The sequence below is a fragment of the Aeribacillus sp. FSL K6-2833 genome (assembly GCF_037965815.1).
GTDB classification, from domain to species: Bacteria; Bacillota; Bacilli; order Bacillales; family Aeribacillaceae; genus Aeribacillus; species Aeribacillus composti.
Window position 1 is genome coordinate 3,242,104 of the sequence record NZ_CP150189.1, and the last position, 13,353, is coordinate 3,255,456.

The 13,353-nt window shown below is 38.1% G+C and carries 11 protein-coding genes; 1 reads left to right on the forward strand and 10 read right to left on the reverse strand.

The genetic code is table 11. The features are described from left to right. Positions 1-115 precede the first annotated feature (115 nt). The 6 genes from NSQ94_RS15775 to NSQ94_RS15800 form a co-directional block, all read right to left on the reverse strand. Positions 116-1,861 (reverse strand): acyl-CoA dehydrogenase family protein, encoded by a 1,746-nt coding sequence (locus NSQ94_RS15775; RefSeq protein ID WP_339229641.1) that lies wholly within the window; start codon positions 1,859-1,861, stop codon positions 116-118. A 536-nt stretch (positions 1,862-2,397) separates the two neighbouring features. Next, on the reverse strand, positions 2,398-2,580 hold the full coding sequence (locus tag NSQ94_RS15780; protein ID WP_327847698.1) for a hypothetical protein: 183 nt from the start codon (positions 2,578-2,580) through the stop codon (positions 2,398-2,400). A 73-nt stretch (positions 2,581-2,653) separates the two neighbouring features. Next, positions 2,654-4,207 (reverse strand): class I adenylate-forming enzyme family protein, encoded by a 1,554-nt coding sequence (locus NSQ94_RS15785; RefSeq protein WP_066248842.1) that lies wholly within the window; start codon positions 4,205-4,207, stop codon positions 2,654-2,656. A 164-nt stretch (positions 4,208-4,371) separates the two neighbouring features. Continuing rightward, positions 4,372-5,151: an enoyl-CoA hydratase-related protein gene (locus NSQ94_RS15790; RefSeq protein ID WP_063389217.1), complete on the reverse strand. Its 780-nt coding sequence runs from the start codon at positions 5,149-5,151 to the stop codon at positions 4,372-4,374. A gap of 22 nt (positions 5,152-5,173) precedes the next feature. Continuing rightward, entirely contained in the window at positions 5,174-6,028 is an 855-nt protein-coding gene (locus NSQ94_RS15795) for a 3-hydroxyacyl-CoA dehydrogenase family protein (protein WP_063389218.1), read from the reverse strand. A 142-nt stretch (positions 6,029-6,170) separates the two neighbouring features. Next, entirely contained in the window at positions 6,171-8,390 is a 2,220-nt protein-coding gene (locus NSQ94_RS15800; protein ID WP_339229644.1) for a helix-turn-helix domain-containing protein, read from the reverse strand. Positions 8,391-8,591: 201 nt separating this feature from the next. On the opposite strand from NSQ94_RS15800, the gene NSQ94_RS15805 reads away from it, so the two are divergent. Next, the gene (locus NSQ94_RS15805) at positions 8,592-9,398 is read left to right on the forward strand and encodes a glycosyltransferase family 8 protein (RefSeq protein ID WP_066248838.1); all 807 of its coding nucleotides are present in this window, start codon (positions 8,592-8,594) and stop codon (positions 9,396-9,398) included. A gap of 223 nt (positions 9,399-9,621) precedes the next feature. Here the strand turns inward: NSQ94_RS15805 and NSQ94_RS15810 are convergent, their stop codons facing one another. The 4 genes from NSQ94_RS15810 to NSQ94_RS15825 all read right to left on the reverse strand — a co-directional run bounded on the left by NSQ94_RS15810 (position 9,622) and on the right by NSQ94_RS15825 (position 13,062). Further along, entirely contained in the window at positions 9,622-11,301 is a 1,680-nt protein-coding gene (locus NSQ94_RS15810; RefSeq protein ID WP_066248836.1) for an AarF/UbiB family protein, read from the reverse strand. A gap of 45 nt (positions 11,302-11,346) precedes the next feature. After that, on the reverse strand, positions 11,347-11,637 hold the full coding sequence (locus NSQ94_RS15815) for a polyhydroxyalkanoate synthesis regulator (protein WP_327847696.1): 291 nt from the start codon (positions 11,635-11,637) through the stop codon (positions 11,347-11,349). A gap of 148 nt (positions 11,638-11,785) precedes the next feature. Next, entirely contained in the window at positions 11,786-12,259 is a 474-nt protein-coding gene (ybaK, locus tag NSQ94_RS15820) for a Cys-tRNA(Pro) deacylase (RefSeq protein WP_327847695.1), read from the reverse strand. A 92-nt stretch (positions 12,260-12,351) separates the two neighbouring features. Beyond that, on the reverse strand, positions 12,352-13,062 hold the full coding sequence (locus NSQ94_RS15825; RefSeq protein WP_063389224.1) for an AAA family ATPase: 711 nt from the start codon (positions 13,060-13,062) through the stop codon (positions 12,352-12,354). Positions 13,063-13,353: the final 291 nt, after the last annotated feature.

Genomic DNA, 13,353 nt, shown 5'->3' on the forward strand with positions numbered 1-13,353 from the left:
AAACGTTATATATGATGCTTATGATTTTTTGTTTTCAATGGAGAATTGACTTCCTGAACAGACCTACTTGAATTATTTTTGGAACTTATCGGACATCCACGTAAGAAACAATCGATTATAGCTTGTGAATGCCTGAATAATTTCCGGCAGTTATAACGGCAGATGCTATCAATCGTTTATCATGAACAAAATCATTGTTGCTTGATTGAATCGTTTTAAATAATTTTTCTTTTTGCTGCTTTATTTGTTCATCGTGTAACACACTGAACTTGAACATTTCCGACACGATTTTACTAGATGCCTCATATGCGAAAATTTTTGCCAATAGTTTCTTTTCTTTTATTTTTTTCTGAGCTTTATTTGCAAGTAATTTTTCCACTCGAAATAAATTGCTTTCAATTGCATAAATCGAAATGGCCAAATTTGCCAACCATGCTAAAATTTCTTGTTCTTCCTTATAATTTTCAAATGACTGTAAAATAATTTCCATCGCTTGTCCCGCGAGCCTTCTCAAGTTGGACAGCAGCTCCCACTCCTGCGCCATTTCTTCAGATGGACCTTCATCCAGCTTTCTGAAATCCGGCCATTCCGCTTTTGATTGCAGCAGTGTTTGGGCAATAATCATCCGGTTAATCTCGTTTGTTCCTTCAAATATTCTGTTAATCCTTGAATCGCGGTAAAGGTGCTCCACTTCATATTCGGAAATATAACCGTATCCGCCATGCATTTGCAGCGCTTCATCCACAATGATATCCAGCGCTTCGGAGGCAAACACCTTGTTGATCGAAGCTTCCACTGCAAATTGCTTTAAAATATCTCTATACGGTATATTATTTTCTTTACAGTACTGATATCCCCGATCCAACTCGCCGGCAGAACGATATACCATGCTTTCAATCGTAAATATTTTTGCAGCTATGTCGGCTATTTTTTCTTGAATTAACGGAAATTGCGACAGCGGCCGATTAAATTGTTTCCGCTCTGTTACATGCTGAACGGCGAGCTCCAATGCTCTTTTTGCCATGCCGAGGCTTGCAGCTGATATTTTATGGCGGCCGTTATTCAAAATGTTAAACGCAATCAAATGTCCCCTGCCAATTTCCCCTAATACATTTTCAACCGGAACTTTTACATCCTCCAAAATGACCGGTGTTGTTGAAGAGCCTTTTAAACCCATTTTCTTTTCTTCCGGTCCTATTGTAATCCCTTCACTGTTTTTATCGACAATAAAGGCGGTGAACTTCTCACCGTCCACTTTCGCGTACAAAATAAAGAAATCTGCAAAAGATGCATTAGTAATAAATTGTTTTTCGCCATTAATTAAATAGTATTTGCCGTCATCAGACAATCGTGCTGTCGTTTTGATACTTAAGGCATCCGTTCCTGCCGACGGTTCTGTCAATGCATACGCACCAATTTTTTCGCCGCTAACTACGTAAGGCAAATATTTTTCCTTTTGCTCGTCTGTTCCATAATACACAATCGGAAGGGAGCCAATTCCAATTTGCCCTCCAAATGTTGTTGAAAAAGATCTCGTCTTTCCAATTTCCTCCATGATGATAACCGAACTGATTTTATCTAAATCAAGCCCTCCGTATTCTTCAGGCACATCTGATCCTAATAGACCTAATTCTCCTGCTTTTCTCAAGAGCTCAATCGATTGATCAAATTGTTGTTTTTCTATTTCCGGCAAAACAGGCAAAACTTCTTGTTCCACATATGCTGATGCAGTGCTAGCTATCATGCGATGTTCTTCAGTAAAATTCTCCGGTGTAAATATATCATCTAAAGAAATCACTTTTTTCAAAAAAGGGTTGCTTGAAAATTGTTCCATTTTATAACACCTCTGTTTTTTAACCATTCATTTTTCTCCCAAAGCTGCTGCATCTGTTATTAGAGCAAAATCAAGAAAAGTGCATTTGCTCCAATAAGCTGAAAACAGTCCCCATAACCATCGGCATCTGTATAAGCTTGCTGAATGGAAACGCAAAACATAATGGCATCACATACATAATGGAAAGAACAAAAGCTAAAGGCACGAAAGAATAGCGGGAAATTCCAAATCATACATCACTTTTCCATTGCGTCCAAAAAAAAGAGGCGGAGCCAGCCGAAATAACGGCTGAAAAGCTCATCATGAGACGACAAATTATATGGAAGGTAAGTAATTGCTGCTGAAATATCGAAAAAAGACGAGAATCGAAGCAGGAAGCCGCCAAAAGATTAAGAAAATCCGGATCTCGCAAATGAAATCAAATGATCATGCACAATCATCAAACGCTTATGAACATTTTTTGCAATCGTTTTCAAATTTTAAAAGATTGGAAGCAAAAATAATAGATTTGAGATTTTATTAATTTTATCGGAATTTTTAGAAATTCCAACTCGATTATTCAGTCAATAAGCCAGCTTCCAAATAGCAGCATGGACATCAAACGCATGAATGACTTCAGTACCATGGCAAAACTGTCCGTTACGACGAGTTACATAAATAATGCCGGCCGGCAGTGTAAAGAAACCAACAGGAAACATTATATGGAATTGATGCTCAGCTTCATAAAGTATCCCGATATTTTCCAAATCATAATCGCCGGAGTGTCAATGTTTCAGCCGATAAGCTGTTCTTCTTAAACTCTTCTTTTCAACGAACCATTTATGCATTGATATTAAATTTTTCCATCACTTGGTCTTTCAGTCTTACCTTTTGAATTTTACCGCTCGCTGTGACAGGAAAATCTTCTGTGAAAATAATTTTGTTTGGAACTTTGTATGATGCCATTTGCGCTTTAACAAACTCTTTTAATTCTTCCTCTGTGCAAGCTGCGCCTTTTTTCAGCTTTATAACAGCACAAACTGATTCGCCCATTACTTCATCAGGCAAGCCTATGACAGCTGCTTCGACAACTTGAGGGTGTTTAGTTAAAACTGCCTCGACTTCCTGCGGATAAATGTTGAAGCCTCCACGAATGATCATTTCTTTTTTTCGCCCGACGAAACGAAGGTTTCCTTTTTCATCCAACACTCCGAGATCTCCCGTATAAAACCATCCTTCTTTATCCAAAACCTGCTCTGTTTGTTCCTTCATTTTGTAATACCCTTTCATGGTGCCAAAGCTGTGGATGGCAATTTCACCAACTTCGCCTGGAGGGAGCTCCTGCCGATTTTCGTCTACAATTTTCAGCTTTACACCTTCGATCGGTTTTCCTACAGTTTCCAATATCACTCGTTCATCCTGTTCATCATAGTCAGTCGCAGTAACAGATCCCGTTTCGGTAATTCCGTATGATTGGCACAAGTTTATTCCCATCCGCTCCCGAATTTCTTTCACTTTGTTTGGTGGAATAGGTGATGCCCCGACAATACCCGCTCGCAATGAAGAAAGGTCATAATCTTCAAAATCTTCTTGTTCCAATTCTTTTATAAACATGGCGGGAACTCCTTGTTTGATCGTCACTTTTTCCTGTTCAATTAATTTTAATGTTTCCTTCGGATGATATTTCTCTTGCAAAATGATTCTTGCGCCGCAAGAGATCGCACAAAACAAGTTGACGGCCATTCCAAAAATATGGAATAAAGGAGCAGGAACGATAAACACATCTTTTTCAGTACATCTAATCGTTTTAGCTATAATATTAGCTGATTGAACAATGGCGCGATGGCTGATCATTACACCTTTCGGAATGCCTGTCGTTCCTGATGTATACAATAAACAAAACAAATCGTTGTTGACATCAAGCTTTTCAGCTGGAGCATCTTCTGACGCGGAAGACGCTACTTCTTGATAGGATAATAGATCAGGATGTTCAAAACGAACAGAAATCAAAGTTTTTACAACTTGGAACGCTTGCTTAAATCCAATGTTTTCATCAAACTGTTCCGTTACAAACAACACTTTTGGCTCCGAATTTTTGAGAATGTATTCCACTTCGTGATGCTTATACTTCGGATTAAACGGAACTAGAATGGCACCTATTTTGGCCGCTGCTACAAAAATAACGGCTGTTTCGTTCCAGTTTGGCAAGCAAACAGCGACTCGATCTCCCTTGTTGATCCCCAGCTTTTTCAAACCCGCAGCCAGCCGATTAGCTTCTTGAAAAAATTCGCCATAGGTCAATCTGTTTTTCAGGTCATAGAGCACTTCTTTATCTTTATAGGCTTTCACCGTATGTTCTACCAACTCGTACACCGAAAACAAATAATTGTTCATTGCTTCGCCATCTCCTCTTACGCAAATATTCAAACCATGTAAGACACGAAGCATCCTGAGTCATTTCATATCGGACACTTCGTGAAATTACATGATTTGTTCGTTCGATGACTTTTTCTATATAAAATAACCTTTTCTACATGAAGTCGGTTGTATCGCTTTTATTATTTTCCAACGTAAACCGGCTTGCGCTTTTCTACAAACGCTTTCAATCCTTCTTTTCGATCTTCTGTTGAAAAGGCATTGGCAAAACTAGATGCTTCAAGGGTCAATCCTGTTTCCAGATCAGCATTGCTGCCAGCATTGACAGCTATTTTCAGCATACGAAGAGCTACAGGCGGTTTTTGGGCTAGCTTTTCTGCCCATTGTTTGGCAGTTGCCAGCAGTTCCTCGCCAGGTACAACTTTGTTCACTATATGAAGCTCCAACGCTCTGTTAGCATCAAACATGTCGCCAAAATAAAGTAATTCTTTAGCAATGCCTTGACCGACAATTTTTTGCAGACGCTGGGTGCCTCCGCCGCCAGGAATAATGCCAAGACCGACTTCAGGGAAAGCAAATTTAGCTTTTTCCGAGCAAATCCGCAGGTCACAAGCCAATGCAAGCTCTAAGCCTCCGCCTAAAGCAAGACCGTTAATGGCAGCAATGACAGGTTTGGATGCGTTTTCAATTTTTGAAAAAGCTTCCCTTGACACACGGTTCATATTCATCATGCCAACAAGATCGAGATCAGCCATTTCGTTAATATCTGCTCCGGCAACAAATGCTTTTTCACCGCTGCCTGTTAAAATAATGACTCTTACTTGGCTGTTTTCTTCCAGCTCGTTAAAAATGGTTACAAGCTCTTTAAATACTTTTGAATTCAGCGGGTTGACAGGCGGGCGGTTGATGGTGACAACTGCTACATGCTGTTCAATATCGCATGTTAAAAATTCCAAGCTCATCTTCAGTCCCCCATTCTCATGATTAGTCATAGTCGTAAAAACCGGCTCCTGTTTTCCTTCCAAGTCTTCCTGCTCTTACTAATTGCTTTAGAAGCATTGGAGGTGCGAAGCGGTTATCATTAAACTCATTTTTCATATATTCCATTACGTAGTAGCCGATATCAACACCGGCAAAATCTTGAAGTGTGAACGGCCCCATAGGATAGTTCAGCCCGAGCGTAACCGCTTTATCAATATCTTCCGCTGTAGCTACCCCTTCTTCGAGCAGCTTAATCGCTTCAATAAATTGCGGAATCATAATACGGTTGACAATAAATCCTGGAGTGTCTTTTTTCACTTCCACCGGCTCTTTATTCAGCTTTTTCGCAAATTCCTTCAGTTCTACTACTGTTTCATCGCTTGTTTTATATCCTCGAACAACTTCCACTAATTTCATGATCTGCGCAGGATTGAAGAAATGCATTCCTGCGACGCGTTCCGGCCTGTTCGTTGCAGACGCAATCTCTGTTATGGACATGGAAGAAGTATTTGTTGCCAAAATCACATGGTCAGATGTAATTTGATCCAATTTCGCGAAAACGCTTTTTTTTACTTCCAAATCTTCTATAACAGCTTCAATCACAATATCAGCCTGTTTAAAATCCTCCAAATTTGTCGTAACTTGAATTCGTTCCAAAACTTCCTTTTTTTGCTCTTCGGTCATTTTTCCTTTTGCAACGCTTTTTTCCATAAATTTATTTATTCTTGATAAGCCGTTATCAAGAAATTTTTGTTCGACATCATGCAAGATAACTTGAAATCCTGAAATGGCGGCCAAATTGGCGATGCCGCTTCCCATCGAGCCTGCTCCAACTACCCCGACTTTAGATATCGTCATAGTCACAACTCCTTTTAAAAACATAACTTTATTAATATTCTGTAAATTATTATAGAAAATATAAAATGAAATAAACACCTACAAAATACGGAAAAAGCTTCTCTTCTATCAACAATTTTGTGGAAAAAACGCTGCGGCGCTTTTATATTCTTTCAGTTGTTTTTGAATAATACAGATCATAAAGCTTATAAGCCATCATCATATTGAATCGATGATCAGCATCATTTAAATCAATTTCCAGCAGCGATTCAATCTTTTCAAGACGATAAAGAAGGGAGCTTCGATGAATAAACAGCTCTTCTGCCGAATTTTTAATATTTCCGTTGTTATAAAGGAATACTCGCAGCGTATGGAATAAATCCATACTTTTCCCTTCCGAATAATTCAATAACGGTTCAAGATGCCTTTTGATGAAAAATTCCACCGCTTCTTTATTATCTAAATGATGTAAAATAGTGTAAGCGCCCAATTCCTCAAACAAAGCAAACCCTTTTTGGCGAAACCTGTGAAACACGACATTCAAAGCTTGGATAGCCTGCTGATAGCTAATATAATAATCATTTAAATTTTCAGTTTTACCGCCGATCCCCATGAATACTTGGCATTCAATATTGCCTTCTCGAACCCAATTTTTTATATTTCTATAAAATTCTCTCCAATAGTTTTTTGGATGCTTGCCTTCTACTTTTACCGGAACAATCAATATATAGTTTCCATCGTTTGTCGCCATGATAATTTCTTTGCTGAAACGGGAAATTTGTGTTTTCAACTGGTCCCAAATCAATGTTTTTTTAGATTGTTGAACAAGCAAATTACTGTTTTCCGTTTCCTTCTTATCTAATAAAATCGACAACACCGCTAATCGGTGCTGATGAAATAAGTTCCATTGGAATAAATTCGCATATTGTAAAATCCGCTCTTGATCCTCTATACGTTCCACAAGCAATTTGCTGACAAAGCTATCCTTTACCTGCTCTTTTGTATCCAAAACAAGCTTCTGCTTGATAAATTGGATCGAACAAATATTTCTTGCCAAATCAATTGTCAGCTGGTCAAATTCATCCATGTCATTTTCGCCAATTTCAACAGCCAAAAACCCAAGCAAATTTCCTCCGCCGTTCACCTTCCACAGCCTGAAATGAAGCTCTTCCCCGTCATCCAATTGGATGTGGATTTTCCTTCCGTTTTCTATCAATCTCTCTTTATTTCCGCTGCTCATCAGCCTTTCTACATCTTTATTTGATAAATCATAATGATGGAAGGAACAAGAAATCGGCCTCATAAAACGGTCGAACAAAAGGACGGATTTGGAAAAAAGACTTCTTAAAGCAGAAGTAATACCGTCAAAATTATCATGCTCTACTGTTTCTTTCACAAGAGCGTGCTGATAATCAAGCAGAAAGTAAAGACGTTCTTTATGCTCCTTTTCGTTTTTATATAAACGGGCATTTTCCAAAATAGCGGCAATATGATTGGAAAGCAGCTTTAATATCTCCAAATCATCTTCATTAAAAACTCCCTTTTGTTTCCCTTCTACATGAAGCACACCGATTGTTTTCAAATCAAATATTAATGGAACGGTCAGTTCAGACCCGCCTGGAGTATCCAAATACGGAAAGTATTCTTTTAAAACATAATTTGTTTCAATATTAATCCGTTCCGGTTTTTCAAATGGACCATAGGATGGAGGCTGAAAAATAAAATGATTTTCTTTTTCGTTATATAAATAAATACAAGCCATCCTTGCATTAGTTCCTTTTCCGGCGCGTTCCACAAGTGTTTCAATATTTTTTTCAAGCGGCACATCAAGCGACAAATTTTTGCTGATCCACTCGATCCCTTCGATTTTTTTAATTTGTGCTTCTTTTTGTTTCGCCATTGCAATCGCAACAGCTACATCTTTGCCGAATTCGTCAAAATGGGCCTTCATATCCAACAGAGGTACGTAGTCAAGATAGGCAATAATGCAAAAGCCCAGGCTGCTCATATCGTCTTTGAGAGGAACTGTAAACCACGTTTTTACTTTTTCTTTTTTCATTAAATTGGTAAACTGACAGTCGCCTGCTTGTTCTGCTTTATCATATGTTAAGCTTTGGTGAAGGAGATTTGGCGAACAATTTTGAACCTGCAGCGGAAAGGATTCCGTTATTTGCTGCAAATCTCCGCTCCAAACTTTCAAACTCAGCTCCTCTCCCTCTTGTAAAATGATGCCGACAAAATCACATGAAAACTGGGAGCGGAAGGAATCAGCCAAAAATTGCAATGCCTCTTCCTCCGTATCAATTTTCACTAGATGTCTAGCCGTTTTTCGCAAATGATTTTCAATCTTTCTCATTAATTTTTCCCGTTTTGATTCTGTCAAAGAGAACTCCTCCTTTTTGAAGAAGCTTGTGTCAATATTTCGAAAAATGAAAAACATGCTATAATTCAATTTAAACAAAAACAAATGCTGCGTACAAATTTTATTTGAAAAATGAAAACGTTGATGGTAATTTGTTAAATAGCTGCGGCTTTATCCACGCTTTTAAAAATTTTGCTACGATCTTTTGCGAGGATGGTACAAATGATCAATATTCTTGTCACACTGAATTCAAATTATATTCCCCCGCTGAAAGTTATGTTAAATTCATTATTTCAAAATAATATTGAAGAAAAATTTTCGATATATATCATGTATTCAAATATTTCCGATCAAGATTTACACGAATTGGATCAATTTGTAAAACGTCATAACCAAAGTTTATATCCAATATACGTAGACCCTAAGCTCTTTGAAGATGCACCCGTTTTTCGCCATTATACATCAGAAATGTATTATCGATTAGCTTCCCATCAATTTTTGCCCGACGATTTGGACCGAATTCTGTACCTTGATCCCGACATCGTTGTAATCAATCCCATCAAAGATTTTTACTATAGTGATTTTGAAAATTGCTTGTTTATTGCTTCTGAACATACACATTCTACAAAAGTTGCCAACCTTTTTAATAAATTAAGGCTTAAAACCCCGAATGCGAAAGGATATTTTAATACGGGCGTTTTGCTTATGAATTTGGAACGGATTCGGAAAGAAGTGAAATTGGAAGATATCTATGCATTTATTAATGAAAACCGTTTAAAGCTTGTCCTTCCTGATCAAGATGTGCTCAATGCTTTATACTGGGATAAAATTAAACCTGTTGATTGTTATCGATACAATTATGATGCAAGATATTATGAAATTATTAAATTGCTTCCAAATGCAAAGCATGGGATGGAGTGGATAAAAGAGAATACTGTTTTTATCCATTATTGCGGGAAAGACAAGCCTTGGCAAAAAAACTATAAAGGAGAGCTGGGAGCTTTTTATAAAAAGTACGAAATACTATAAAGAGCGGCAAAAAACATTTATCATCACATCTCCGCGTTAATAAAAGGGGCTTGTCTAATAAGTCGTTTTTTCGGCTTATTGACACCCCTTTCTTACATTTAGTCAAGTACTTTTTTAAATTCTTTTGGAGATATGAATTAATGTTTTAGAAAACGTTGAAATATCGACGTTAACGATTTTTTGTTTTCAATGGGGATTTGACTTTCTGGACGGCTCTTTTTGACTAAAACCGTCCTGACTTAAAAATGGAAAATAACAGCCACAAAAACATGAGCGTTGCTACGCCAAAACCGATTTCAATCGCTGGAATTTTCCAAAGCAGTGTTGATTGCCTTCCCATTGAAGAACCAATAATAATCCCTACCATAATAATACTGAATGCCAATAGCACGATGCTGAACGATAACCGATTGCTGATGCGGTCAAGTTTTTTCAGAAAAAGATCTAATTCCGGAATCGTGATCTCATGGCGGAGTCTGCCCCGCTTCATTAAAGAAGCGATCTCTGCTACATAAGCTGGAAAATCCATTAGCAGTTCTGTATAATCTGTTACGTGTTTCCATGCATTTTCAGCGATATACTTCGGATGCAAGCGCTCCTTTGCCAGCCGGCGACCAAAAGGCTCAGCAACATCGATAATTCTAAAATCAGGATTCAATTTTTCGACCACGCCTTCAACCGTCAAAAGCGTTTTTCCTAGTAGTGTTAAATCAGAAGGGATTTTGATGGAATGTTTGAAAGCTGCTCGAAAAAGGTCGTTCACAGCTTCACCGATGCTGACTTGGTGTAACGGAACACCGTAATACTTTTCCCGTAAATCTTCGATGTCCGCTCTCAATTGCTTTAAATCGATATCTTCAGGAACGATGCCCATGCGCAAAATGGCTTTCATGACGCCATCCGTACTCTGCCTCATTAAAGAAATCACTAATGATGAGAAATGATGCTTCATGTCCGATGTAAGCCGGCCGGTCATTCCGAAATCAATGAAGGCAATGATTCCGCCCTGCTTAATGATGACATTTCCAGGATGGGGATCGGCATGAAAAAAACCATCTATAAATATTTGCCGGAAAATTTCTTTTGATAAAATTTCTGTAATATGATCCAAATGGTATCCATTTGTTTTTAGTTTTTCAATCTCATTTAGTTTAATTCCTTCTACATATTCCATTGTTAATACTCTTTTCGTCGAGTACTCCCAAAACACTTTCGGAATGTAGACAGCTTGTTCATTTGCACTCTGTTTAGAAAATTTGTCTGCATTTCGGGCTTCAATGGTATAATCGAGCTCAGCACGAAGAGCCTTTGAAAACTCTTCAATCATGTCCCTGACCTGATACTTTGCAGCCCATTTTAGCCTATGCTCCGCTAATACCGCTAAATCTTGAAGAATTTCTAAGTCCGTTTCAATCACATTCGAAATATGAGGGCGTTGAATTTTTATAGCCACTTTTTCACCCGAATGCAAAACAGCTTGATGAACTTGTCCTATTGAAGCAGCAGCTAACGGAGCATGATCAAAGTGCCGAAAAATTTTTTCTATTTCACCGCCCAATTCTGATTGAACAATCTCACGCACCTCATCAAAAGAAAAAGGCGGAACTCGATCCTGTAATTTTTCCAATTCACTAATAATCTCCTCCGGCAGCAAATCAGGACGGGTGCTCGCAATTTGACCTAATTTTATAAATGTCGGGCCTAATTCTTCCAATACAAGCCTTACCCGTTCACCTATCGTTTTGGAATGATGCTCAGTTTTTCTGCCAAAAAAAGCTTTTTGCGGCAAAGAAAGAAATTGCGAAATACCCATTTCCTCTACGACGAATCCAAATCCATTTCGAATTAAAGCAGACGCGATATCCCGATAACGGCCAATATGCCGCATCCTTTTTCCGACCACTTTACCGCCTCCTCAACAACAAAGGACCTTTTAACAGGTCCTCTTTTACTCATCTTCCTTTTCCAATTTGCGAATCTTTTCTTCCAGTTCTCGGATATCCTCTTTCGTTGCTATATCTAGTTTGTTGATCACCTGAGCCACTTGATCTCGAACAAGACGCTGCAGTTCAGTTTTTTCTTCTTCACCGCGCTTGATTAGCTGGTTAAAAACTTCTTTTGATTCTTCAATCGATATCTCGCCTTTTTTCACGAGTTCATCTACAAACTTTTTCACTTGTTCTTTGCTTGCTACAGCTAAACCAAGTCCGAACGCCAATCCCTTTTTGAATAAATCCATTATGCTTGCCCTCCATTTCTTTCGAATTTCAACACGAGGCTTTATCCTTGTTATCACCTTAATCTTCTATTTTATTCAGTAAAATTCCTTCACTTTCTTTTCGAAGTGTAAAACAACAACCACATCTTATAAAATTCGGCTATTTTTGTTATTTCGTCACATCTTCCAGCTTCGCTTCTGTTACTTGCTGCAAATCTTTGACGCTGAGCTCCATTTGCACGCCGATTTTGCCCCCGCTGACAATAATATGATCGTGTTCCAATGCAGTTGAATCGATAATCGTCGGGTAATGTTTCTTCATGCCGATCGGCGAACAGCCTCCGCGGATATAGCCTGTCCATTTTTGTAAATCTTTTACTGGCAGCATTTCGATTTTTTTCTCTCCTGTTATTTTCGCAGCTTTTTTTAAATCTAATTCTGCCTCAACAGGGATGACAAATACATAAATGTTGCCGGCGCTGCTCTTAGCAACTAATGTTTTATATACTGATTCAGGGCTTCTGCCAATCATTTGTGCAACAGAAATCCCATCAACCTTCCCCTTTTGGACATCGTAAGTAATCACGTTGTATTGTATTTTTTCTTTATCAAGAATTCGCATTGCGTTTGTTTTTGTGTTCATTGTTTATACCTCTCCAAAAGCAGAATATTTTAGGGTGAGTGATGTGATGAAAAATATAAATGGACGGCATCTCCAACACAGGCTGTTGTGTCTCAATCGTTAAACAGTTCACTTAACACCTTTTTTCTATTTTCGAGAAACCGCCTAGTAATAATATAATGCATAGTTTCTTCATATTTTACTTCCTTTAACGGATGTTCATCAAAATTTAAGATTTGGGCATTTGGATAGCCGAGTAAAATGGGAGAATGAGTAGAAATAATAAACTGCGCATCGTTTTCCAAATCTTTTATGATCCTTAATAAAGTCAGCTGTCTAGCAGGTGAAAGTGCTGCTTCAGGCTCATCCAACAGATAGATCGCTTTTTTTCCAAAACGATTTGTTAAAAGTGAGAGAAAAGCTTCCCCGTGCGACTGTTTGTGAAGAGAACGGCCTCCATAATAAGGGAGACTTTCAGGAATTGTATCGAGATACGACGCAAAATGATAAAAGGTCTCAGCTCGCAAAAAAAACCCGTTCGTCACTTTTGGCATCCATGACAGCCGTATGTATTCCCCAAGGGCCGCATCGGAAGCATCTACATGAAAATTATTGTTTTTGCCTCCTCCGGCTGTATTAAAGCCACACTGATAAGCTATTGCCTCAAGGAGCGTTGATTTTCCGGAACCGTTTTCCCCGACAAAAAAAGTAATATTGGAACGAAACGAAATGGATTTTAAATTTTTTATTGCAGGAATCGAAAACGGGTAGCTATTTAAATCAATATCTTTATTTCTTAAAATTTCGAGGCTTTTCAAATACATTGAATTCATCTCCAAAGTCGTTCGTATTTTCATATTCACTGTGCACGTTTCACATAAAAATAAACAACTGCCGATTGCTTGATGTTTTATGGAAAAAATTTTTTGGAATATTGCGACCTTTGAAGTTGATCACTTTGAAAATCATCAAATGTTGTATTCCGACTTCCAAATTTCTGCATTCATTGAAAAAGTTTCATTATAAACGAAACGGGCGATGGATATTTTCGTCTCAACGCTGCATATTTTCTTAGTTTTTGATAAATATGTCGCAAAAACTTATTGTTTACTATT

What these genes read in the sequence shown, in the direction of transcription:
- NSQ94_RS15775 (WP_339229641.1), bottom strand. Translation starts at nt 1,861, where the DNA reads ATGGTTAAAAAACAGAGGTGTTATAAAATGGAACAATTTTCAAGCAAC.
- NSQ94_RS15785 (WP_066248842.1), bottom strand. Translation starts at nt 4,207, where the DNA reads ATGAACAATTATTTGTTTTCGGTGTACGAGTTGGTAGAACATACGGTG.
- NSQ94_RS15790 (WP_063389217.1), bottom strand. Translation starts at nt 5,151, where the DNA reads ATGAGCTTGGAATTTTTAACATGCGATATTGAACAGCATGTAGCAGTT.
- NSQ94_RS15795 (WP_063389218.1), bottom strand. Translation starts at nt 6,028, where the DNA reads ATGACGATATCTAAAGTCGGGGTAGTTGGAGCAGGCTCGATGGGAAGC.
- NSQ94_RS15805 (WP_066248838.1), top strand. Translation starts at nt 8,592, where the DNA reads ATGATCAATATTCTTGTCACACTGAATTCAAATTATATTCCCCCGCTG.
- NSQ94_RS15815 (WP_327847696.1), bottom strand. Translation starts at nt 11,637, where the DNA reads ATGGATTTATTCAAAAAGGGATTGGCGTTCGGACTTGGTTTAGCTGTA.
- ybaK (WP_327847695.1), bottom strand. Translation starts at nt 12,259, where the DNA reads ATGAACACAAAAACAAACGCAATGCGAATTCTTGATAAAGAAAAAATA.
- NSQ94_RS15825 (WP_063389224.1), bottom strand. Translation starts at nt 13,062, where the DNA reads ATGTATTTGAAAAGCCTCGAAATTTTAAGAAATAAAGATATTGATTTA.